Annotated in this window: 24 protein-coding genes; 10 read left to right on the plus strand and 14 right to left on the minus strand. The window is 58.0% G+C overall.

The window, feature by feature from the left end; translation table 11 throughout:
- Positions 1 to 127: 127 nt before the first annotated feature.
- Complete coding sequence (locus tag QMP16_RS04390) at positions 128 to 463, minus strand: hypothetical protein (RefSeq protein ID WP_282151354.1); 336 nt, start codon at positions 461 to 463, stop codon at positions 128 to 130.
- A gap of 800 nt (positions 464 to 1,263) precedes the next feature.
- Here QMP16_RS04390 and QMP16_RS04395 point away from each other — a divergent pair.
- The 4 genes from QMP16_RS04395 to QMP16_RS04410 all read left to right on the plus strand — a co-directional run bounded on the left by QMP16_RS04395 (position 1,264) and on the right by QMP16_RS04410 (position 4,167).
- Positions 1,264 to 1,404 carry a hypothetical protein gene (locus QMP16_RS04395; RefSeq protein ID WP_282151355.1) on the plus strand — a complete coding sequence of 47 codons (141 nt, stop codon included), beginning with the start codon at positions 1,264 to 1,266 and terminating at the stop codon, positions 1,402 to 1,404.
- 36 nt (positions 1,405 to 1,440) lie between these two features.
- Positions 1,441 to 2,964 carry an amidophosphoribosyltransferase gene (gene purF, locus QMP16_RS04400; RefSeq protein WP_282151356.1) on the plus strand — a complete coding sequence of 508 codons (1,524 nt, stop codon included), beginning with the start codon at positions 1,441 to 1,443 and terminating at the stop codon, positions 2,962 to 2,964.
- Positions 2,965 to 3,232: 268 nt separating this feature from the next.
- The gene (locus QMP16_RS04405; RefSeq protein WP_282151357.1) at positions 3,233 to 3,481 is read left to right on the plus strand and encodes a hypothetical protein; all 249 of its coding nucleotides are present in this window, start codon (positions 3,233 to 3,235) and stop codon (positions 3,479 to 3,481) included.
- A gap of 41 nt (positions 3,482 to 3,522) precedes the next feature.
- Entirely contained in the window at positions 3,523 to 4,167 is a 645-nt protein-coding gene (locus tag QMP16_RS04410) for an SDR family NAD(P)-dependent oxidoreductase (protein WP_282151358.1), read from the plus strand.
- A gap of 59 nt (positions 4,168 to 4,226) precedes the next feature.
- On the opposite strand, the gene QMP16_RS04415 is transcribed toward QMP16_RS04410, so the two are convergent.
- The 4 genes from QMP16_RS04415 to QMP16_RS04430 form a co-directional block, all read right to left on the minus strand.
- Complete coding sequence (locus QMP16_RS04415; RefSeq protein ID WP_282151359.1) at positions 4,227 to 5,069, minus strand: ATP-binding protein; 843 nt, start codon at positions 5,067 to 5,069, stop codon at positions 4,227 to 4,229.
- A 117-nt stretch (positions 5,070 to 5,186) separates the two neighbouring features.
- A complete protein-coding gene (tatC, locus tag QMP16_RS04420) occupies positions 5,187 to 6,062 on the minus strand; it encodes a twin-arginine translocase subunit TatC (RefSeq protein ID WP_058278110.1) in 876 nt (291 codons plus the stop codon).
- Complete coding sequence (tatB, locus tag QMP16_RS04425; RefSeq protein WP_058271821.1) at positions 6,059 to 6,517, minus strand: Sec-independent protein translocase protein TatB; 459 nt, start codon at positions 6,515 to 6,517, stop codon at positions 6,059 to 6,061. Before tatB ends, tatC begins: the two co-directional genes overlap by 4 nt.
- Before the next feature lie 6 nt (positions 6,518 to 6,523).
- Positions 6,524 to 6,739, minus strand: a complete 216-nt coding sequence (locus tag QMP16_RS04430) for a twin-arginine translocase TatA/TatE family subunit (RefSeq protein WP_058271822.1) — start codon at positions 6,737 to 6,739, stop codon at positions 6,524 to 6,526.
- A 217-nt stretch (positions 6,740 to 6,956) separates the two neighbouring features.
- Here QMP16_RS04430 and QMP16_RS04435 point away from each other — a divergent pair, with 217 nt between their 5' ends.
- Both QMP16_RS04435 and QMP16_RS04440 read left to right on the plus strand, forming a co-directional pair.
- Complete coding sequence (locus QMP16_RS04435; RefSeq protein ID WP_282118279.1) at positions 6,957 to 7,265, plus strand: hypothetical protein; 309 nt, start codon at positions 6,957 to 6,959, stop codon at positions 7,263 to 7,265.
- A 15-nt stretch (positions 7,266 to 7,280) separates the two neighbouring features.
- A complete protein-coding gene (locus QMP16_RS04440) occupies positions 7,281 to 7,952 on the plus strand; it encodes a helix-turn-helix transcriptional regulator (RefSeq protein WP_282151360.1) in 672 nt (223 codons plus the stop codon).
- A 61-nt stretch (positions 7,953 to 8,013) separates the two neighbouring features.
- On the opposite strand, the gene QMP16_RS04445 is transcribed toward QMP16_RS04440, so the two are convergent.
- The 8 genes from QMP16_RS04445 to QMP16_RS04480 form a co-directional block, all read right to left on the minus strand.
- A complete protein-coding gene (locus QMP16_RS04445; protein WP_282151361.1) occupies positions 8,014 to 9,180 on the minus strand; it encodes a LysM peptidoglycan-binding domain-containing M23 family metallopeptidase in 1,167 nt (388 codons plus the stop codon).
- Between the two features lie 63 nt (positions 9,181 to 9,243).
- Complete coding sequence (locus tag QMP16_RS04450; RefSeq protein ID WP_058271826.1) at positions 9,244 to 9,894, minus strand: protein-L-isoaspartate(D-aspartate) O-methyltransferase; 651 nt, start codon at positions 9,892 to 9,894, stop codon at positions 9,244 to 9,246.
- Positions 9,891 to 10,673: a 5'/3'-nucleotidase SurE gene (surE, locus tag QMP16_RS04455; protein WP_282151362.1), complete on the minus strand. Its 783-nt coding sequence runs from the start codon at positions 10,671 to 10,673 to the stop codon at positions 9,891 to 9,893. Before surE ends, QMP16_RS04450 begins: the two co-directional genes overlap by 4 nt.
- A 120-nt stretch (positions 10,674 to 10,793) precedes the next feature.
- Positions 10,794 to 11,879, minus strand: a complete 1,086-nt coding sequence (locus QMP16_RS04460; protein WP_234998988.1) for an ABC transporter ATP-binding protein — start codon at positions 11,877 to 11,879, stop codon at positions 10,794 to 10,796.
- A gap of 80 nt (positions 11,880 to 11,959) precedes the next feature.
- Positions 11,960 to 13,006 carry a methyltransferase domain-containing protein gene (locus QMP16_RS04465; RefSeq protein ID WP_282151363.1) on the minus strand — a complete coding sequence of 349 codons (1,047 nt, stop codon included), beginning with the start codon at positions 13,004 to 13,006 and terminating at the stop codon, positions 11,960 to 11,962.
- Positions 13,007 to 13,111: 105 nt separating this feature from the next.
- On the minus strand, positions 13,112 to 14,224 hold the full coding sequence (locus QMP16_RS04470) for a hypothetical protein (protein WP_282151364.1): 1,113 nt from the start codon (positions 14,222 to 14,224) through the stop codon (positions 13,112 to 13,114).
- A gap of 2 nt (positions 14,225 to 14,226) precedes the next feature.
- Positions 14,227 to 15,006 (minus strand): SDR family oxidoreductase, encoded by a 780-nt coding sequence (locus QMP16_RS04475; protein ID WP_282151365.1) that lies wholly within the window; start codon positions 15,004 to 15,006, stop codon positions 14,227 to 14,229.
- Positions 15,007 to 15,074: 68 nt separating this feature from the next.
- Positions 15,075 to 15,437, minus strand: a complete 363-nt coding sequence (locus QMP16_RS04480; protein ID WP_282151366.1) for a nuclear transport factor 2 family protein — start codon at positions 15,435 to 15,437, stop codon at positions 15,075 to 15,077.
- Between the two features lie 109 nt (positions 15,438 to 15,546).
- Between QMP16_RS04480 and QMP16_RS04485 the strand changes: the two genes are divergently transcribed.
- From QMP16_RS04485 to QMP16_RS04500, 4 genes are all read left to right on the plus strand, one after another.
- Positions 15,547 to 17,154, plus strand: a complete 1,608-nt coding sequence (locus QMP16_RS04485; protein ID WP_282118272.1) for a peptide chain release factor 3 — start codon at positions 15,547 to 15,549, stop codon at positions 17,152 to 17,154.
- 21 nt (positions 17,155 to 17,175) lie between these two features.
- A complete protein-coding gene (locus QMP16_RS04490; RefSeq protein WP_282151367.1) occupies positions 17,176 to 17,613 on the plus strand; it encodes a hypothetical protein in 438 nt (145 codons plus the stop codon).
- Positions 17,610 to 18,539, plus strand: coding sequence for a glycosyltransferase family 2 protein (locus QMP16_RS04495; protein WP_282151368.1), 930 nt, complete (start codon positions 17,610 to 17,612; stop codon positions 18,537 to 18,539). The genes QMP16_RS04490 and QMP16_RS04495 overlap by 4 nt, the downstream gene beginning before the upstream one ends.
- 169 nt (positions 18,540 to 18,708) lie before the next feature.
- The gene (locus QMP16_RS04500; RefSeq protein WP_282151369.1) at positions 18,709 to 20,139 is read left to right on the plus strand and encodes a DEAD/DEAH box helicase; all 1,431 of its coding nucleotides are present in this window, start codon (positions 18,709 to 18,711) and stop codon (positions 20,137 to 20,139) included.
- Here QMP16_RS04500 and QMP16_RS04505 read toward each other — a convergent pair.
- Complete coding sequence (locus tag QMP16_RS04505; protein WP_282151370.1) at positions 20,136 to 21,038, minus strand: DMT family transporter; 903 nt, start codon at positions 21,036 to 21,038, stop codon at positions 20,136 to 20,138. The two genes, QMP16_RS04500 and QMP16_RS04505, sit on opposite strands and share 4 nt — an antisense overlap.

A 21,038-nucleotide genomic window follows, 5' to 3' on the forward strand; every position in this document is an offset into this window, starting at 1 on the left:
GCCCGAGCTTTTGTAATTGTCTGGAAGATCATTCACTGAACGGTTGTCATTAAGAACATCTTGGGTGTCTTGCCGGGTCTTCAAAAAACCCACACATCCCGATCAAAACCCTCCTAAAAGCTCACTTCTACTTGAGTTTCCAAGTGTTCTTTTTCGGTTGTCCGTTTTCGTAGATCCGAAACTCATTTGCGCCGATACGTTCGACGCTCCAGCACTTTTGCCCCCAATTCCCTTTCTCACACCACTGATCGTCTTTGACGAACCAGTCCCCCGTGTATTTGTCCTTACCGTCCCAAAGCCCGTTGAGTTTGCCGTTCTTCTTGCTTGTTGCCTTGCTGTATGCCTGAATCCACGGCGTCTTTCCGTCATTGTTAGAGACGCCAGACAACTGGCCGCCAGGTATTGTGGCAAGAAGCTCTTCCTGAGTCATGAACACCTGTGCAAACCCTGTTGTCGTCGTCATGGCTCCAAAGCCTGCAGCAATGACTGCCACGCTCAGAAATGAACGCACACTTTTGAGTTGAAAATTACAAAGTCCGTAAGACATGAAACACATCCTTTTCGACAAATTCGAGATTGTAATGACTACTTTTCCCGTTGAGCTACCAGAGAGTCTCAACGCTAGGATTGTATCATAATGCCACCAGAACCCCAAAAACTGACGCTGATGGCGCACTGTGGAAGGAAATCACGTCTAATCCGGTCGCATTCCGGGCGCCCGACCAGAGTCACCGGATATCCGCTTGTCAGAGCCCAGTACAAAAACAATTTGCTGAAGAGTTTTCGAGATCTCTTTTCGACAAAAAGGGCACTGGTTCGCAGCTACACCCGTTTTTTTTGCTTAGTAAATCTTCGAGCTCACACAAACCCTTCGCCTGCACAAACCGTGCATCTAATCGTCTTCAAACCGAAACAGCCGTCGCAGCGATTGGATATCGGCTTTCCGTGAATGTCGCGACTTTTGATAACCTCTCCCGATCCGTTACAGATCTGGCAAGGTGCCCGCCCCATACCCCTGCATCGGTGACACCGGCGCTTTACCGGTTCTTCTTTTTTGTTTCCTTGTTTGTGCTGCCACATGGCGGGTATCCGATCGAACCTTTATCATTGCCGAAAACTCACTATGTCGACCATGACACCACATGCCTGCGGTCCCTGTCACCTTTTCATGTTGTTTTTGACAAAATCCGCATGCGTCAAATCGCGAATGTGATCCTTTGATGACACAGGCGCGCTTAGGCATTATGTGAGTGGCGAACTGACATGGAATCGGAGCTGCCGATCTTGCTGTATCTGTTTTCTTACGCGCTTGCCCTTGCGACGCTGGCGCGTTTGCGCCGCCAATCGGCCGGGCGACAATGCGTACAGATACCGCTGCGCAGACGGTCCGACCCGCACACCTAATCAACATAAACACGTCATGGAAATTGGAGCCCGTATATGTGTGGCATTTTAGGGATCGCAAGCAGGACACATGATGTCTTTGCGGAAATCTATGACGGGCTGCTGATGTTGCAGCACCGGGGTCAGGATGCCTCGGGGATAGTGACTTATACTGGTGAGTTCTTCCGTGAGAAGAAAGCCAACGGGTTGGTCAAGGACGTCTTTAACGCCAATGACGCCGAGACCCTGCTGGGACAAGTCGGTATGGGGCATGTGCGCTATCCTACGGCCGGATCGCTCAGCGCGGCCGAGGCGCAGCCGTTTTTCGTCAACGCGCCCTATGGCATCTATTTGGTCCATAACGGCAATATCACCAACACCGCCGAGCAGCGCGAGAAAGTCACCGCCAAATACAGCCGCCATCTGCGCACCACTTCGGATTCAGAGATTCTGCTGAATGTTCTGGCGGACAAAGTGGCCGACGCAATCAAGGTCAATGGCAATGCCGAACCCATCCGCAATATCTTTGCCGGTGTAAAGATGACAATGGAACGCGTTCAGGGTGCTTATTCAGTGATCTGTCTGGTGGCCGGCGTTGGTATGCTGGCGTTCCGCGATCCCTACGGCATTCGCCCCCTGTCGGTTGCCAAGCGCGATGTGGATGGGGACGGCGACGACTATGCCTTTGCGTCCGAAGACGTGGCATTCGGTATCAACGGGTTTGAAAAGCTGCGCGATGTGAAACCGGGTGAGGCCATCCTGATTGACCTCGACGGCAACATGCACACGTTCCAGGCAGTCGACGGTCAGCTGACCCCTTGTATCTTTGAGTACGTCTACCTGGCCCGTCCGGATTCGCTGTTGGATGGTGTTTCGGTCTACAAAACCCAGATGCGTATGGGTCAGACGCTGGCGCGCCAGATTGAGGCTGCAGGGCTAGAGATCGACCGCATCATCCCGGTACCCGATAGCGCACGCCCAGTGGCGCTTGAGGTCGCGAAAGCCACGGGCATTCCTTACCGTGAGGGTCTGGTCAAGAACCGCTATGTAGGCCGCACATTCATCATGCCCGGTCAGGAAGAGCGTCAGAAATCCGTACGCCGCAAGCTGAACGCCGTTCCGTTGGAGTTTAAGGGCCACAACGTATTGCTGATCGACGATTCCATCGTACGCGGCAACACGATCAAAAAGATCGTTCAAATGTGCCGCGAAGCCGGTGCCAAGAAGGTGTTCATCGCCAGCGCCTCGCCACCGGTGAAGTTTCCAAACGTTTACGGCATCGACATGCCCACCAAGCATGAGTTGATCGCAAACGGTAAGAACATTGAGGATATCCGGCAGGAGCTGGGCGCAGACGCCCTGTTCTATCAGGACCTCGATGACCTGATTTGGTCCGCCAAGGAAGGCAACCCAGATATCGAATCCTTCGATTGCTCGTGCTTTGACGGAAATTACATCACCGGCAGCGTCAGCGAAGACTATCTGGACAGCCTCGAAAACAGCAGCAGGGTCAGCAAGAAAAAGCAGGACATGCAGGTGCCCGGCGGGTCCTGGAATGCGGCCAAACTGGCGTCCGGCTAAGGACATATCAGCGAATCAGATTGCAGTGATGGCCCGTTTCGCAATTGCGATGCGGGCCTTTTCACGTATGGGCCGCGCCTGATCGGTTGGTTTTCGCGCACAACTCTTCGATGAAGAAACCGCAATTGCAGGGGCTTCGGCGGCGCAGCAATTCAGCTACGCTATCGCGCACTCCCCGCCCCTTTAGTTCCGGTCCTTCGTTTGATAGCGCATCTGCCGAACCACTCATAAAACAAGGGGTCAGGCCAACGCGGCCGGGCCGGAAATCATGTCAAACGCCAACGTCAAAAGCGCGGCCACACAGACAGGCGCGTTGAAGAAGAACGCAGTCGCTGTCCTGGGCATCTTTGGCCCAAAAGCTGACATGCGTGCGTTGGTGCGCCTGTCGTCAGGCCGGGTCAAAGAGGTCAAGCCCGGCAGCCGGGTGTCGTCGGGCACTGTGATTGCCATTGATGACGAAGGCGTCATGCTGCGACAAAGCGGCCAGACCAAGCGGATCGTCATCCCTGGAAGTTAATCTGTCTTGACGCCCTGCGCGCATGGGTTCAAACCGCCCTTATGACCGATCAGACTAAAATTGCCCTCATCACCGGGGCCTCGCGTGGATTGGGTGCTGCCCTGGCCGAAGCTCTGGCACCCGAGTATCACATCGTCGCCGTCGCCCGCACCACTGGTGGGCTGGAAGAGTTGGACGACCGGATCAAAGCCAAGGGTGGTGCCGCCACGCTTGCGCCGATGGACATCGCGGATCCGAACGCCATGGCGACCCTGTGCCGGGGAATTCATGACCGATGGGGCAAAGTTGATCTGTGGATGCACACTGCAGTCCACACCTCGGCCCTGACGCCTGTGCATTTCGTGGACCCCAAGGAATGGACGAAGGCGGTCAACATCAACGCAACAGCCACGTCGGTTCTAATCCCGTATATCGCGCCCCTGTTGGGCGACAGCGGCCATGCGGTGTTTTTTGACGATCCCAAAGCGGGTGAGAAGTTCTATGGCATCTATGGAGCAACTAAGGCCGCGCAATTGGCGCTTGCCCGCAGCTGGGCGGTGGAGACAGAACGCACGGGTCCGCGCGTGTCGATCGTGGAACCCGCGCCAATGCCCACGGCTGTGCGCGCTCGGTTCCACCCCGGCGAAGACCGCAATGTCTTGACCAGCCCTGCCGATGAGGCGGCCCGAATTCTGACGCTATTGTAGGAATAGCCCTTTAGGCCATGCCTCCGGTGGGGATACTTTGGCCAGATGTAGCGGGCGGTCTACGCGATATGTACGCCGTTGCGCCCGGCCAGATCGACAAAGAACTGCCACGCCACGCGACCCGAACGTCCGCCCCGGGTGGCTTGCCATTCGATGGCCTCGGCGCGCAGGACATCGGCGTCGACGGACACACCATGAGCCGCGCAATACCGATCGATCATCGCAAGATATTCATCCTGATCGCAGGGGTGGAAGCCCAGCCACAGGCCGAACCGGTCAGAGAGCGAGACTTTTTCCTCGACCGCCTCTGACGGATTGATCGCGCTGGAGCGTTCGTTTTCGATCATGTCCCGCGGCATCAGGTGACGGCGGTTCGAGGTCGCGTAGAAGACAACGTTTTCGGGGCGGCCCTCGATGCCTCCGTCCAGCACCGCCTTGAGCGACTTGTAATGCTGGTCATCGTGGCTGAACGACAGGTCATCACAGAACAGGATGAACCGGTGTGGCGCTGCCCGCAGGTGGTTAAGAAGACGCGCGACCGAGCCCATATCTTCACGCTGAAGTTCGACCAGTTTGAGGTCAGGAAATTCTGCCTGCAACGTACCGTGGACAGCTTTCACGAGGCTGGATTTACCCATGCCCCGTGCACCCCACAACAGCGCGTTGTTGGCCTTGTATCCGGCCGCAAAGCGGCGCGTGTTGTCCAGCAGCGTATCACGTGAACGATTAATGCCCACTAACAGGTCCAGATCGACACGGTTGACCTGTTTGACCGGCTCCAGCCGGTCCGGCTCGACTTGCCAGACAAAAGCTGGGGCAGCTTCGAAGTCGGGCGCGGCCAATGGGGCCGGTGCCATGCGTTCCAAGGCGTCAGCGATACGGTTCAGGGCTTGGTCGTTCATAGGCGCCTCCGGTCGGTTTTGCTGGGTTCAAACCATGTTCCGCCGGGCGCAACAAGAGCCGCGCACAAAAAAGGCGCGCCCCCAACGGGCGCGCCTGATTGTTACCGATCATCAGGATTACTTGCCTTCTTCTTCCTGAATGATCTCTTCATCCGCTTCTTCTTCGTCGTCATAGTATCCATCGGCGCGCAGTTGTTCCTCGCGCTTCTTCTCAACACGTGCGACCAGGAAGATCGAAACCTCGTACAGCCCATAGACGACCACGAACAGGATGACCTGCGTGATCACGTCAGGCGGTGTCACCAGCGCGGCCAGAACCAGAATGGCAACCACAGCGTATTTACGCACGCCCCCCAGACCTTCGGCAGTTACCAACCCGGCTTTGCCCATCAGGGTCAATAGAACCGGCAGCTGGAAACACAGCCCAAAGGCCACGATGAACTTGATCGTCAGGTTCAGGTATTCCTGTGCCGAGCCCTGGAAGACCACGCTCAGCGGCGCTGTGACCGTGCCGTCAACCACCGCCTCGCCTTCCGCTCCGAACTGCTGGAAACCCAGGAAAAAGTCGTAAGCCAGCGGCGTGACCACGTAAAACGCAAAGCTTGCCCCCAGCAGGAACATGAACGGCGACGCCAGCATGAACGGCAGGAACGCATTCTTTTCTGTCCGGTACAGGCCTGGTGCCACGAACCGCCACATCTGCATCCCGATATAGGGGAATGCCAGTATGAAGCCGCCCAGCAGCGAGACCTTGATGGCGACGAAGAAACCTTCCTGCGGTGAGATGAAGATCAGTCCACAATCCTGTCCGCGATCAGCTAGAACCTGACACAAGGGATTCGTCAGGAAGTTAAACAGCGGCGTAGCGACCGTGAAACAGATTATCATCCCGATCAGAAACGCCACGACGCAGTGAATCAACCGCGTGCGCAGTTCTGCCAGATGCTCGATCAATGGGGCCGAGCTGTCTTCGATCTCGTCGGTATTGCTCATGTCTTGCTTTCAGTATTCAGCGCGGCTTCGGCCTCTTCAGCCTTGGCTAGCGCATCCGCAGCTTCTTTGGCCTTACGCTCGGCAGCGGCACGCGCGGTCGAGGCCTGGATCTTCTTAGCCTGCTCGGCACGTTCAGCAGCCAGCTTGCCTGTCTCGCTGTCGGGGTCGAACTTGGTCGGGTCCATGCTCTTGGCCATTTCCTGTGCGGCCTCTTTGACACCGTCCATGGCGGTGTTCACAGGATTGGTGGCCGCATTCAGACCCTTCTTGATCTCGTTCACGCCCGCCTGATCCGCCGCCTCGTTCATGGCGCTGCTGAACTCGCGCGCCATGCCACGGGCCTTGCCAACCCAGCGGCCGACATTGCGGAACAACACCGGCAGGTCCTTTGGCCCCACAACGATCAGGGCAACAACGCCGATGACCAGAAGCTCGGTCCAGCCCAGATCAAACATCTGCGCTTAGACCTTGTCTTTGTCTGTCTCGGGCGTGACGTCTTTGGCCACCTCGGACGCGTCCTGCTCCAGCTCGTCCGCACCTTCTTTGACGCCCTTCTTGAACGAGGTGATGCCTTTGCCCACTTCGCCCATAAGCGAGCTGATTTTGCCGCGGCCAAACAGCACCAGCACCACAACGGCAATCAGCAGAAGACCGGGAAGTCCGATATTGTTAAGCATGTCTCTTCTCCTTTGAAGTCGGCGCACGCGCGCCGGGAATGTGATCTGGCACTGTGTTTACGCCCGTGCGGTCCATCGCAAAAGCGTGTCGGCCCGGTTCTGTGTCCAAAAATGAACGGATCACGCGATTTTTGAGGACTCGCATTTCTCAACTGACAGGTTTATGTCAGTTGTAAACACGTACAACAGCCCTGTCTCATCAAAACAGGAGCATGACGTGACACAAATCGCAGAAACCGTAACCTTCAAACTCGCGGCCGATGTAACAAAGGAGGATTTCGTGAACATCATGAAAGGCACAGAATCCTTTGTTCGCAACGCAGATGGCTTTGTCTTTCGGCGCCTCAGCGCAGGGGATGATGGGCTTTGGACCGACACAGTCATCTGGGCCAACATGGATTGCGCTCAATCCGCCGCCGCAGCCTTTCCAAAGCAGGATTTCGCTCCTGCGGTGATGGCCGCAATCGCGCCGGACACGGTCACCATGCGCCACGATGCAATCCATTGGACCATCGGAGCGTCATGACACACAGGACATCCCATGCGCCGCTCTGACCGGCTGTTCGATATCATCCAGATCCTGCGCGACGGTAAACTGCACCGTGCGCAGGACATCGCGGACCGACTTGAGGTGTCGGTTCGCACCATCTATCGCGACATGGATACGCTGGTTGCCTCGGGCATCCCCGTCGAGGGCGAACGCGGCGTGGGCTACATGGTGCGTGAGCAGATCACCCTGCCCCCACTGAACCTGACCCCTGCCGAGCTTGAGGCGTTGAACCTCGGTATGGCCATCGTGGCCGAAGCCGCAGACCCCGACCTCAAGGCCGCAGCCACGTCGCTGGCCGACAAGATCGACGCCGTGTTGCCCACGCAGGTAGTGGCCGAGGCTGATAGTTGGAAATTTGCGGTCTATCCCTTTGCCGATGCGGCCCGTGGACTGGCGCATATGGCCCCGATCCGCGCCGCCATCAAATCGCGGCAAAAGTTACGACTGTCCTACCGACGGATCGACGGCGTTCTGACCGATCGGGTCATACGCCCCCTGTACATGGAATACTGGGGGCGCGTCTGGACCCTGACGGCATGGTGCGAGCTACGCCAGGGGTTCCGCGTTTTCCGCATCGACCTGATCGAAGCAATCTCGCCCCTGCCCGAGGTCTTCGCAGACGAGCCCGGCAAGCGCCTGAGCGATTATGACCCGCACGCCTGACGGGTTTCATCTTTTCTCAAATACTCTGGCCGAAGGCATCGCCCGCTCAGGGCCATAACCCTCACCGCAGATAGGGTTCCGGATCGACAGATTCGAACCCTTTACGCACCTCGAAATGGACGTAGGCATTGTCGCCGCCGCGCAAGGAGGCGATCTTTTGGCCGCGCTTGACGCGAGCACCCTTTTTCACAGTGATGTTCTCGACATTCGCGTAGACGGTCAGCAGATCACTATTGTGCTTTACCACAATGATCGGCACTTGATCCGCGTCCGCCGTGATTGCGGCAACAGTACCCGCAGCGGCAGCGTTAACCGGGCTACCCGGCGAGGCCGCAATGTCGATTCCTTCGTTCGAGCCCTTTTTATAGGTGCGGATGATCGTTCCTGTGACCGGCAGTCCAAGCGCAGAATTGCTTTGCGTTGTGGGTGCTTCGGCGGTCACGTCTGGCGCGGGTTCTGCCGGCTTGATATCTTCATCCGGCAGCGGTTGCGTCGCACTGGGCGGGGTCGGCGTGGGCGAGCCCTGCCCTGGTTGGGTGATCGTGGTCGCAGGAACGGTTGCAACGGCAGCTTCCTGACGGGGTGCCGCCTGGTTCTTGATGGGAATCAGCAGAAACTGCCCTTCGCGCACGGTAAAGTCGGACCCAAGCCCGTTCCACTCGGCCAGAGCGTCGACCGGCACGTTATACAGGCGCGCGATCGTATACGCGGTTTCGCCGCGCTTGACCTTGTGGCGAATGGGTTCGGGTCCCGCCGGCGCAGGGGCCGGTGCAGGCGCTGCGGTTGGTTGTGCCGGTTCCAGCGTAGATGTGCGCACCGACCCATCCGCGGGCGCCGCGTCAATCGCAGTGCCTGCAATTGTCGCGATATCGACAGAGCTGGCCGTGCTGACGGTACGGGGCAAGGCGACCACTTCGCCATCACGCAGCTGGTCCGCAGCTTGCAATCCGTTAAAACGCGCGACTTCCGCTGCCGGTAATCCGACCCGGGCGGCGACATCGCCAACCGTGTCGCCCCGGCGCGCAACGGCTACTTGATAATTAGGATAGGTGATCACGCCACGCGCATCCGGTGCCGGCCGGTTCGCGGTGGCCGCCTGCGCCGCATCGGCCGTAGAAAACCCGCCGACATTGCCTCGCAGGTCATAATCTATGGGGCCTTCGCATCCCGCGAGGAACGCCAAAGACGCAACACCTGCTGCGACTGCTGATTTGGAAACTGCTCTCATTTTACTGTCCTCACCGCCTGCCCCTGTTGTCCGGGGTTCCAGCGCTTATCGCGAAATATTTCTTTACGCTCCGTCTTTGCCAAGCCCTTCTAGCAGGGGCACGAACCGAACGGGCAACAATTCATCATAGTCCAGACCGGTCTCGGTGCGTCTGACCCGGATCAGGGTCTGAACCGCATCCGACTGTCCCACCGGCAAAACCATGATACCGCCGATTTTGAGCTGCGCCAAGAGCGGCCCGGGCGGGTCCTCGGCGGCGGCTGTCACAATGATACGATCAAACGGGGCTTGTTCCGACAAACCGAACGACCCATCCGACAGCATCGCCGTCACATTGGTCATTCCCAATTCACGAAACAGCTCGCCGGTTTCGCGCACCAGACGTTTATGACGTTCGACCGTATAGACCCGGCGCGCCAGCTTGGACAGAACCGCCGCCTGATAGCCCGAGCCTGTACCAACCTCCAGCACCGTGTCACGAGGGCGCACATCCAGCGCCTGCGTCATCAGCCCCACCACCGAAGGCTGGCTGATCGTCTGACCGCAGGCAATCGGCAGCGGTGTATCTTCATAGGCTCGCTCGGCGAACAGACCCTTGACGAAACGGCCTCGGTCGACCTGTTCCATCGCGGCCAGAACGCGCGCATCCGTTACGCCGCGGGACCGCAGAGCAAAAAGGAACTGCATGGTTGTTTCTGGATCAAGCCCGCTCATTCGACCGACTTCAGTTGTTCCAGAACGTCATGAGCCGTCAAGTCCGCACGCATCGGTGTGACCGAAATGTAGCCCCCAAGGTTAACTGCCGCATCGGTTCCGGGTGCTGTCGGATTGTGCTGATAGCCGCCCTTGATCCACAAGAACCGCCGGCCGGAGGGCGAACTGTGCGGTTCAACCGAGAAATTGGTATCCCGGCGAAAACCCTGCGGCGCGATGCGCGTCCCCAGAACCTCATCCGCAGGCACAGGTGGAAAATTCACGTTGTAAAACAGGCGGTAATCGCCCTGCTCTTCGGGCGTTGCTTTCAGAATTCGCCGCACGAGGTCGGCCCCGTAACGCGTTGCAGCCTCAAAAGGATCATCCAGACCCAGGTTGCGCGGTCCGAAATACTGCGACAAGGCAATCGCAGGAATACCCTGCAGGGCAGCTTCCATCGCCCCACCCACCGTGCCGGAATACAGCGTGTTCTCGGCCGAGTTGTTGCCCCGGTTCACTCCGGACAAAACCAGATCCGGCGGCGTGTCCTTCATGACGTCGTGCAGCCCGGCCAACACACAGTCAGCGGGCGAGCCTTCGGCGGCATAGCGACGTTCGCCCAGCTTGGCGACCATCATCGGGTGCGTATAGCTGATGCAGTGGCCGACACCTGATTGTTCGAACGCAGGTGCCACGACCCAAACCTCGCCATCCGGGCCTGCCAGATCGGCGGCAATCGCCTCAAGTGCGATCAGCCCCGGGGCATTGATCCCGTCATCATTGGTCAGAAGTATACGCATAAGCCCCATCCACCCGGCGTTTTGCCCTTGATAGACCCGCCCCCGCGTCGCGGCAAGCAAAGCGCGCGTCCAATCTGATGCTTTCGCGCACCACTTGGCGCTAAACTGTGGCTTTCCAGCCTAAACCGGGAAAACGAAACACCTGTCACGTCGGATGGTCAGCCACATGACCCGTCCCGGACTGGGAACAAAGACATTGGGCACCGTCGCCCTCAGGATCGAGCCGTCATGGTCCATCCGAAATTCAACAAGGCTTTCGTTGCCCAAAAACCGTGCCCGCTCGACTACGCCCCGCGCGGCAACGCCGTCGGTCGGTGTCGGCAGCGGCCCCTTGCCGTTACGGTCAAAGTCCAGCCGCACGTGCTGAGGGCGGAATACGATTTCGACATCTGTATTGTCCGGAACGCCGGGTGCCAGAAATTGCCCGAATGGCGTTTCGGCCAAGGCTCCATTCACTTTGGATTGCAAAACATTGATATCACTAAAAAACGCCACCGCCGCCTTGTCCGCCGGGCGGGTAAAGACGTTGTAGGGCGCGCCTTGTTGCACGACTTTACCCCGCCGCATCAGGGCGATTTCATCCGCCATGCGCATCGCTTCTTCCGGCTCGTGCGTGACAAGAACAACAGCGGCATCCTCTTCCTTGAGGATCGCAAGCGTTTCATCCCGAATGCCGTCCCGCAACCGGTTGTCGAGGCCCGAGAAAGGCTCATCCATCAACATGATCCGCGGACGCGGGGCCAATGCGCGGGCCAGTGCCACACGTTGCTGCTCGCCACCTGACAGATGATGCGGGTAGTCGTCGACGAAACGCATCAGGTCAACCTTGCGCAGCAGCGCTTCGACGCGGGCGCGTTTTTCGTCCCTATGCCCCTTCAGGCCAAAGGCCACATTGTCGGCAACGCTGAGATGCGGAAACAGGGCAAAGTCCTGAAACATCAGCCCTATTTCACGCCGTTCGGGCGGCACACGAAACACCGTGTCACAGATCAACTTGCCATCGACATAGATTTCACCGGATTCCTGCATCTCGACCCCGGCGATCATGCGCAGGGTTGTCGACTTGCCGCAACCTGACGGGCCAAGCAGACAGGTCACCTGCCCCGCCCGCACCGTCAGCGAGACGTCATCCACTACAACCCGCCCCTCATACCGGGCGATCAGATTTCGGATTTCCAGTCGAGGAGGAGTAGCGTTTTCTGTCACCGATGGGCCCCGTTGCCTTTCCCGATCAATTCCATCGGGCTTAGGCGGGAATAACAACCCCGCCCCTCAGGTGCAAGAGATCAGCAACAGCCGCCGGATGGGGCCTCGCCCATGGCTTCAAACGGGCTTTCACCGCCACAGCCTTCGAAAATGCCGTAGTGGGTCGAGAAATCGCCAATGAAGTCGAAATGCCGGGCAAAACGGGTGTCTTTCAACATCATCCACGTGTTGCCGCAAACAGGAAAGACCTTGCCTGCCTCGATCGCGTGGTGATCATCCAGTTCGAACAGATGCGGGGCGTTCGGGATGGTGCCCTTGTAGATCACGGCCTGGCCGTAATCTTCACACGCAGGCTCCAACTCGGGCAGCTTGAACAGACGGTAGGTGGCGGACAGGAATTTAAGAGGCGCAACACGCTCTTCGAGCACCGCGTTTTCAATAGTCAGCGGACGATGCGTGACCCGACGCGGGTCGCCAAAGCCAGCCCTGCGCGACATCGACAGAAAATCGTTCCAGTACAACGCGCCTGACAAGCATTCGCCGTACAGAACCTCATCCTCGGCCATCTCTTTGGGCACGCGGCGGTCTGAATAGACGTCCGAGAAATACATCTCGCCCCCGTCTTTCAACAACCGGTGCGCGCCGCGCAAAACAGCCTCTTTATCGGTGGCCAGATTGATCACGCAGTTCGAGACGATGATGTCAAAAGAACCGGGTTCCAGGTCAAGCACATCCAGCTTTTCGATATAGCCATGGTGGAATTTCACATTGCTGTCAGAATGCCCAAAGGCTTGCGCGTGATAGTCCTGATGCGCGCGCGCTACGTCCAATTGCTCCGGCGTCATGTCCACGCCGACAACGCGCCCCTTTTCACCTACCATTGCGGACAAGGCATAAACATCACGTCCCGCACCACAGCCGAGATCTAGAATGCTCATCCCCTCAAGGTCGTGCGGAGCGATCAAACCGCAGCCATAGTAGCGCGTCAGAACTTCGTCATGAATTTTCGAAAGGATCTTTTTGAGATGATCCGGCATGTCATCAGGCGTACAACACGCGTTTGTCTGCAAGTCCGAGCTGCCCTGCAAGACTTCGCCATAATAATTCTGCACTGACTCATGCTTCATCGCGGTTATCCTTCTGTCTGATGGCTGCATAGCAGCTAAAGCAGCGCGGGGCTTGGCGCAATCCGGGCCTTTAGAATCTGACGAAAGCGTGAGGGCGTGTAGGGGTTATGCCAGCAGTTCGAAATCAACGCCCGCGCGCAGTTTGCCGTTCACCTGTATCTCAAGCCGATGCGCACCAGGGATAAGTTTGAACGTGGTGGCGTCACCTTTGAGCTTGTGCTTTTTGGTCAGGGTAAGAGCACCATCTGCCAACGCGGACTGTTTCAGCTTGTGCACTTTGGCTGAGTTTTTACCCCCAGGCCTTTGAAAATGAACAATGTAATCGACCAGAACCGGTTGTTTTCCATTTCCATTCAGCACGACATCAAACTCCAGCGCTCCACCGATCTGCGCGTCACCCTTGATGGTAACATCGGCCGAAACTTCAGCATCGGGATCAAAGCCCAGCATCTTCATGGCGCGCGGATGGCCTGCTTTCACAAGCCCACGCAAGGTGTGCGAGGTCATCCAGCCCATCTCGGCCTGATCCTGCCGCCCGTTCCTGCCCCAATCCTGCAACCGGTCCAAAACCAGATCGGGGTCTTTTTTGGTGATGTCATTCAAATGGTTGGCCACCGACCGGGTGACATAGCGCGTTCCATCGGCATGCAGCCGATCCAGTAAAGGCAGCGGATCGGTCAGGTCCAGCCCCACCGCCTGCCCCCAAGGCAAACGCGGTCTTGTGCCTTCGCTGACCAGTCGACGCACGTGATAGCTGTCATGCGCGCACCATTCCTGCATCCGCGCCAGCACCTGTTCCTGATGGGTATTGAGGAACGGCCTTATGGCCCATTCCATTGAAAACCTTTGGGTCAGTTCCTCGAGCACATCCAATGACTGCTCAGGATGATCCATCCCCACGGCAACAACCCAGTCACCCAGCGGGGCAAAGATGAAGTCGCCAAAATCGTCATCCGTTTTGCCGGGATCCAAAGGCGGCGGCAAAGCGCGCAGCAGCGTTGGTGCGATCTGAGGCAAGTTGCCCGGCACCGCCTGTTGCAGGCATTCAGCGATCCAGGCCATCCGCTCTTTCAGCTCCAGATCCAGCAGACGCGACATGACCTGCGCCTCAAACGCCTCGGCATCAAAGGACGGGTCCGCGCCCGCGAAAAGCCCCGCCAAATAGCGGGTCTTTTCGGCATTAAACAGTTGATCTTTAAGTGAGAAGTTTTGAGCCATGATCACATCGTCAGATTGGTGGCGCCACCATCCAGCAGTATGTTCTGCCCGACAATGAAACCGGCATTCTGCGAACACAGGAACGCACAGGCTGCACCAAATTCTTCACGCGTTCCATACCGGCGCGCCGGGATGGTTGCCGCGCGTTCAGCGCGCGCCTCGTCCATCGAAATTCCTTTTTGCGCGGCGACACCGCCATCCAACGATTCCGCCCGGTCGGTGGCATGAATGCCCGGCAGCAAGTTATTGATCGTTACCCCTTTCGGCGCCACCTGACGCGCAGTTCCCGCGACATATCCCGTCAAACCGGTGCGGGCCGCGTTCGACAGACCCAGTGCGGGGATCGGTGCGCGCACAGATTGCGAAGTGATATTCACCACCCGGCCCCAGCCCTTGTCCATCATCCCCGGCAACAGCGCCTTCATGAACGCAATCGGCGTCAGCATGTTGGAGTCCAGCGCTTTGATGAAATCATCGCGATCCCAGTCCGACCACAAACCGGGGGGCGGGCCTCCGGCATTTGTCACAAGGATATCTACACCCTGCGCGGCTTCGATTACCTGCGCCTGTCCTTCAGCCGAAGTCACATCGCAGGCGATAGTCTGAACTTGTACGCCATGCTCAGCGCGAATGCGGTCAGCCGATGCCCCCAAAGCCTCGGGCCCGCGCGCGTTCATCACCAGATCAACACCCGCCGCCGCCAGTGCCTCGGCACACCCAAGACCCAAACCTTTGCTACTGGCGCAAACCAGCGCACGTTTACCTTTGATCCCAAGATCCATCTGATCCTCCCTGTCTTTGCCGCACATCTAGCACCAGCCTTTCAGGGAAGACCAGAAACCAAAACACGTTAGTAAAAGAACTCTTCGCGCACGATCTTGCTATCCGCGACGTGGTAAATGGCGACTTCGCGCATATCAAAGCTGTCACCGCTTTCCAGCACAGTACCCTTCACTTCGAAAATCACGGCAAAGCGGTCCTCACCATGCACAAATGGGTCACTTACCGAAGCTTCGGTTACATCATGTGCGCCTTCCCACCATTCGTGTTTGCCGCGGATTGCGTCGCGCCCGGCGACTTCGCGCCCCATACCCGAGTAATCCACAGCTTCGACAGAAACGGCATTGTCTGCATAGAGCTTATCCAAATTCGCTTTGGCCCGGCCCTCACGGCAACCAGCGACCAGTTCGTTTGCGATTTCTTTTAAATTCATCACACCTCTCCATCATTTGTTCACTATATGTTCTTTTTGCCATTATCAGGCGATTCTGAACACCCCCTTTGTCTTGCCTCGGCAGAATTCCCCGCATATACGCGCGTTCATGCTTGATATCGCCTCGAACCAACCCGTTTTGCCGCCCGAGATCGCCCGGCGCCGGACATTCGCCATCATCTCGCACCCGGATGCGGGCAAAACGACGCTGACTGAAAAGTTCCTGTTGTACGGGGGCGCTATTCAGATGGCCGGCCAGGTGCGTGCCAAGGGCGAAGCCCGGCGGACCCGTTCGGACTTTATGCAGATGGAGAAGGATCGCGGTATCTCGGTTTCCGCATCGGCGATGTCATTTGACTATGACACCTTCAGGTTCAATTTGGTGGATACGCCCGGTCACAGCGATTTCTCGGAAGACACCTATCGCACGCTGACAGCCGTGGACGCCGCTGTGATGGTGATCGACGGCGCGAAAGGCGTGGAAAGCCAGACGCAGAAACTGTTCGAGGTCTGCCGCCTGCGTGATCTGCCGATCCTGACCTTCTGTAACAAGATGGACCGCGAAAGCCGCGATACGTTCGAGATCATCGACGAAATTCAGGAAATGCTGGCCATAGACGTCACCCCTGCAGCATGGCCAATTGGTGTGGGCCGCGACTTTATCGGCTGCTATGACATGCTGCGCGATAGGCTGGAACTGATGGACCGCGCCGACCGAAACAAAGTGGCCGAAAGCATCGAAATCAACGGACTGGACGACCCGAAACTGGCCGAACACGTGCCCGAGCACCTGTTGGAAAAGTTCCTGGAAGAGGTTGAGATGGCGCGCGAGCTGCTGCCCGCCATGGACCCGCAGGCGGTGCTTGAGGGGCATATGACCCCGATCTGGTTCGGCTCGGCCATCAACTCGTTCGGTGTCAAGGAACTGATGGAGGGCATCGGCGCTTATGGCCCGCAGCCGCAGATCCAGTCTGCCGAACCCCGTCAAATCGCACCGGATGAAAAGAAGGTCGCCGGATTTGTCTTCAAAGTTCAGGCAAATATGGACCCCAAGCACCGCGACCGCGTGGCTTTTGTTCGTATGGCGTCGGGCCATTTCAAGCGCGGTATGAAACTGACCCATGTGCGGTCGAAAAAACCGATGGCGATTTCGAACCCTGTGCTGTTTCTGGCGTCCGACCGTGAATTGGCCGAAGAGGCCTGGGCCGGTGATATCATCGGCATTCCCAACCACGGCCAGCTTCGCATCGGCGATACGCTGACCGAAGGTGAGGCGATCCGAGTGACCGGCATCCCGTCCTTCGCGCCGGAACTGCTGCAAACAGTGCGCCCGGGCGACCCGATGAAGGCCAAGCATCTGGAAAAGGCGCTTATGCAATTCGCCGAAGAAGGCGCGGCCAAGGTGTTCAAACCCTCAATCGGTTCGGGCTTTATCGTGGGCGTCGTTGGTGCGTTGCAATTCGAAGTGCTCGCCAGCCGGATTGAGATGGAATACGGCCTGCCCGTGCGCTTTGAGGCGTCGCAATTCACCTCGGCCCGCTGGGTCAGCGGCGGCAAAGCCGAAGTCGAGAAGTTCGTCGAAGCCAACAAGCAGCACATCGCCCATGATCATGACGGCGATATCGTTTATCTGACGCGCCTGCAGTGGGACATCGACCGGGTCGTCCGCGACTATCCCGAGCTGAGCCTGACGGCCACGAAGGAGATGATGGCGTGATGGCACGGGCCGAAAGTACGAATGGATGATGATCTAACGAATTCGGGTGGCCTGCCCGCCCTGCAAGACAGGTTCGAAAGGCGACGAGCGCCTTTCGACTACTCGGACGAGGTACTACCGGCAGAAGATGTCGATCTGACCCATTTGGCGCGTCAGATTGTTCCTGAAAGCGCGACACGGCCGCAACCCGGTGAAGCCGACACATCCTGGGCGCGCAAACGCCGACACATCGCGCAGGAATTCGTAGGAAAAACTGAATTGGCCTTTCTGAACGCGCAGCTCATCTCGAAGCCGCGGAAGAGATCCTGGCCGAACCACGCCCCGACCCTGTTTTGCCGGTTGTGGGCCGAGCATTCGGATCATCTGTTCAAGGCTTTGAATCGCGATCCCGGGACAGTGTTCCGGCGCCTGGCCAAAATGCGTGAGACTCGTACAGCGCGTAAGGAAGCGCGCCAATGACGACCTGGGGAATCGTGTCCATGGTCCGTGGGTCGACCCAGGACATACTGAAGTTCGCGGCCCATCACCTCGATCTGGGTGCGGACTATCTGTACATCTATCTGGACGAACCCAATCATGAGGCGCACCGAACCCTAAGGAAACACCCGAAGATAAGGGCGCGAATCTGTGATGATGCCTTTTGGGAAAATCGCAAACGCGACCGCCCGGACCGCCATCAGGTTCGTCAGACACTTCATGCCACATTCGCCTATCGCAACACCGATCTGGACTGGCTGGCCCATATCGACGTGGATGAGTTCCTTTGGTCTTCAAAACCCATCCGGGAGCAGTTGCAATCCGTCCCCGCGGAAATCCCTGCCGTCCGCGTCCGGCCAATGGAGGCAATGGCAGGCGGCGAGGATCTGTTCAAGGCGCATATCCCCAGCGGCCCGGACCGCTCAGCCATGGTACAGTCCGTCTATCCCAACTATGGCAGCTTTGTACTCGGCGGGTTCCTCAGCCACGTTCAGGGTAAGCTGTTCGTCCGCACAGGCATGGAAAAGCTGAACTTTCGCATCCACAACCTGTTTCAAAACAAAAAACTTCTACCCTGCAAATTCGAACTTCCGGGGTTGGAGCTGTGTCATCGCCACGCCCCTGACTGGGATCACTGGGCGGCGCATTACCAGTTCCGGATGGCGCGTGGGTCCTATCAACCCGGCATGTCCCCGAACGTTCCGCGCGAACTGGGCGGTCTGAACAAGAATGAGTTGTTCAACTGGATCGAGACAGAACAGGGCCAGGACGGCTTGCGCGCGTTTTATGACGAAATTAGCGGTGCCGATCCCGGCGTACGCGCACGTCTCGAAGAATATGGGTTGATCCGGCACAGACCGCTGGATCTGGACGCTAAGGTTGCGAAACACTTTCCCGGAAGCTGCTGAATTGTTGCGGAAAACCAGCACTGGGCGTTAGCGACGTCAGGTTAAGGGCTCTTCATTTGACCCTGCCCCATGATTTTGTTATGTCCGCGCAAAGCCGAAATGCGCGTGACAGCGTATGGCCATCCGGGCCCGGCATTCCTTTGACGCGCGGGCTAGGTCTAGTGTCCGCATGAACCGGACATACATGACAAAATTCAACGAACTGAACCTGAACCCGAAGGTCCTCAAAGCCATTGAGGAAGCCGGATACGAAACGCCCACGCCAATTCAGGAAGGCGCGATACCCGCTGCCCTTGAAGGTCGGGATGTTCTGGGCATTGCTCAGACCGGTACCGGCAAGACGGCCAGCTTTACGCTGCCGATGATCACCTTGCTGGCTCGTGGGCGCGCCCGTGCACGTATGCCGCGCTCGCTGGTGCTGTGCCCGACCCGGGAACTGGCCGCGCAGGTGGCCGAGAATTTCGACACCTACGCCAAACACCTGAAACTGACCAAAGCGCTGCTGATCGGCGGCGTTAGCTTCAAAGAACAGGACGCGTTGATCGACCGGGGCGTTGACGTCCTGATCGCCACGCCGGGTCGCCTGTTGGACCATTTTGAACGCGGCAAGCTTCTTTTGACCGGTGTTCAGATTATGGTTGTCGACGAAGCTGACCGGATGCTGGACATGGGGTTCATCCCCGATATCGAACGCATCTTCTCGCTGACGCCGTTCACGCGCCAGACCTTGTTCTTTTCGGCCACTATGGCGCCCGAGATTGAGCGGATCACCGACACCTTCCTGTCCGCACCCACGCGGGTCGAGGTTGCGCGTCAGGCCACCGCTTCGGAAACAATTGAACAGGGCGTCGTGATGTTCAAAGGCGGTCGTCGGGATCGTGAGGCCAGCCAGAAACGCAATGTCCTGCGGGCACTGATCGACGCTGAAGGCGAGAAATGCACCAACGCCATCATCTTCTGCAACCGCAAGACAGACGTGGATATCTGCGCCAAGTCTCTCAAGAAATACGGCTATGACGCCGCCGCGATCCACGGCGATCTGGATCAATCGCAGCGCACGAAAACACTCGACGGCTTCCGGGACGGGTCTTTGCGCCTACTCGTGGCCTCGGACGTGGCCGCGCGAGGATTGGATGTGCCAACCGTCAGCCATGTGATCAATTTCGATGTCCCCGGTCACCCCGAGGATTACGTCCACCGCATTGGCCGCACTGGTCGCGCTGGACGTGAGGGCAAGGCGATCACGATCTGCTCTTCCCGCGATGAAAAGGCGCTGGCGGCGGTAGAGAAGTTGATTCAGAAGGAAATTCCCCGTCTGAACAACCCGATTGAGGCCGATGACTCCAAAGCCGATTCGCCAAAAACCGAGAATCAGCACAAAGCGGCGGACACCAAAAAGTCCGAGCGGCGCAAAAGTGAGCCCCGCACGGAAAGAGAGCCTCGCAAGGATAGAGAACCGCGCAAGGATAGAGAGCCCCGTAAGGACAAAGAGTCCAAAGGTCGCGGCCGCAGAGACGACAGGGGCCCTGCAGTTGTCGGCATGGGCGATCACCTGCCCAGCTTCATCGCCCTCAGCTTTGACGAGCGCCGCGCAGGCTAAATCGTAAGCACCAGTGCCAGTATCGAGGCACCAAGCAACGTCATCCCGGCGATCTCGCGCCGGGTGATTCTTTCGCGGAAAAACAAGATCGAGGCGAACAGGCTGAAGATCAGCTCGACCTGCCCCAGAGCTTTGACATAGGCCGCGTTTTGCAGCGTGAAGGCAAAAAACCAGCAGAACGAACCGCATAGACTGGTTAGCCCGACAAAAACGCCCGTTCGGCGTGTGTCCCAAACTGCGCGCAGCTCGGCCCGGTCGCGCCACAGCAACCACAGTCCCATGCTGAGGAATTGGAACGAAACCACCACGGCCAAGGTGACCAGTGCCCGAAACCAGGCGTCTAAATCCCCCAGTTCCAACGAGGCACCGCGATAGCTAACGGATGAGAAAGCAAACAGCACGCCCGAACCCAGCCCAAGGCGCGATGCACGGTTGGTGAGGTGTGCCCACCAAGCCCCTTCCCCACCAGGGCTTTTCGATAACAGCAAGACCGCCACCAGTCCCAGAACAATCGCAAACAACGCACCCGAGGACACCTGATCGCCCAGGACCAGAAATCCGACGATGGCGGTTTGGATAACTTCGGTCTTCTTGAATGTAATACCGACGGCAAAATTGCGTTGCTTGAACAGGGCCACCACGCAGATGGTCGCCAGTATTTGCGTAGTCCCGCCGATCACTGCAAACAACCAGAAACGCCCGGTCAGGGCCGGCAGGCTGAACCCGGTCAATTGCATCGCCACGATCAGCGCAAGAATGGCCAACGGCATGGAATAGGCAAAACGCGCAAAAGTCGCGCCGGCTGCCGAAAGTTTCACAGTGCTCAGCGACTTTTGCAGCATGAACCGCACGGTCTGAAATGCTGCGGCGGCGATGGTGATGGGAATCCACAAACTCAT

Origin of the sequence: Ruegeria atlantica, from assembly GCF_947495585.1 — a bacterium.
GTDB lineage: Bacteria > Pseudomonadota > Alphaproteobacteria > Rhodobacterales > Rhodobacteraceae > Ruegeria > Ruegeria atlantica_G.

What these genes read in the sequence shown, in the direction of transcription:
- QMP16_RS04485 (WP_282118272.1), top strand. Translation starts at nt 15,547, where the DNA reads ATGCTTGATATCGCCTCGAACCAACCCGTTTTGCCGCCCGAGATCGCC.
- tatB (WP_058271821.1), bottom strand. Translation starts at nt 6,517, where the DNA reads ATGTTTGATCTGGGCTGGACCGAGCTTCTGGTCATCGGCGTTGTTGCC.
- QMP16_RS04450 (WP_058271826.1), bottom strand. Translation starts at nt 9,894, where the DNA reads ATGAGCGGGCTTGATCCAGAAACAACCATGCAGTTCCTTTTTGCTCTG.
- QMP16_RS04505 (WP_282151370.1), bottom strand. Translation starts at nt 21,038, where the DNA reads ATGAGTTTGTGGATTCCCATCACCATCGCCGCCGCAGCATTTCAGACC.
- QMP16_RS04475 (WP_282151365.1), bottom strand. Translation starts at nt 15,006, where the DNA reads ATGGATCTTGGGATCAAAGGTAAACGTGCGCTGGTTTGCGCCAGTAGC.
- tatC (WP_058278110.1), bottom strand. Translation starts at nt 6,062, where the DNA reads ATGAGCAATACCGACGAGATCGAAGACAGCTCGGCCCCATTGATCGAG.
- QMP16_RS04405 (WP_282151357.1), top strand. Translation starts at nt 3,233, where the DNA reads ATGTCAAACGCCAACGTCAAAAGCGCGGCCACACAGACAGGCGCGTTG.
- QMP16_RS04500 (WP_282151369.1), top strand. Translation starts at nt 18,709, where the DNA reads ATGAACCGGACATACATGACAAAATTCAACGAACTGAACCTGAACCCG.
- QMP16_RS04480 (WP_282151366.1), bottom strand. Translation starts at nt 15,437, where the DNA reads ATGAATTTAAAAGAAATCGCAAACGAACTGGTCGCTGGTTGCCGTGAG.
- QMP16_RS04465 (WP_282151363.1), bottom strand. Translation starts at nt 13,006, where the DNA reads ATGAAGCATGAGTCAGTGCAGAATTATTATGGCGAAGTCTTGCAGGGC.
- QMP16_RS04395 (WP_282151355.1), top strand. Translation starts at nt 1,264, where the DNA reads ATGGAATCGGAGCTGCCGATCTTGCTGTATCTGTTTTCTTACGCGCTT.
- surE (WP_282151362.1), bottom strand. Translation starts at nt 10,673, where the DNA reads ATGCGTATACTTCTGACCAATGATGACGGGATCAATGCCCCGGGGCTG.
- QMP16_RS04430 (WP_058271822.1), bottom strand. Translation starts at nt 6,739, where the DNA reads ATGCTTAACAATATCGGACTTCCCGGTCTTCTGCTGATTGCCGTTGTG.
- QMP16_RS04390 (WP_282151354.1), bottom strand. Translation starts at nt 463, where the DNA reads ATGACGACGACAACAGGGTTTGCACAGGTGTTCATGACTCAGGAAGAG.
- QMP16_RS04495 (WP_282151368.1), top strand. Translation starts at nt 17,610, where the DNA reads ATGACGACCTGGGGAATCGTGTCCATGGTCCGTGGGTCGACCCAGGAC.
- QMP16_RS04490 (WP_282151367.1), top strand. Translation starts at nt 17,176, where the DNA reads ATGGATGATGATCTAACGAATTCGGGTGGCCTGCCCGCCCTGCAAGAC.
- QMP16_RS04410 (WP_282151358.1), top strand. Translation starts at nt 3,523, where the DNA reads ATGACCGATCAGACTAAAATTGCCCTCATCACCGGGGCCTCGCGTGGA.
- purF (WP_282151356.1), top strand. Translation starts at nt 1,441, where the DNA reads ATGTGTGGCATTTTAGGGATCGCAAGCAGGACACATGATGTCTTTGCG.
- QMP16_RS04440 (WP_282151360.1), top strand. Translation starts at nt 7,281, where the DNA reads ATGCGCCGCTCTGACCGGCTGTTCGATATCATCCAGATCCTGCGCGAC.
- QMP16_RS04445 (WP_282151361.1), bottom strand. Translation starts at nt 9,180, where the DNA reads ATGAGAGCAGTTTCCAAATCAGCAGTCGCAGCAGGTGTTGCGTCTTTG.
- QMP16_RS04470 (WP_282151364.1), bottom strand. Translation starts at nt 14,224, where the DNA reads ATGGCTCAAAACTTCTCACTTAAAGATCAACTGTTTAATGCCGAAAAG.
- QMP16_RS04415 (WP_282151359.1), bottom strand. Translation starts at nt 5,069, where the DNA reads ATGAACGACCAAGCCCTGAACCGTATCGCTGACGCCTTGGAACGCATG.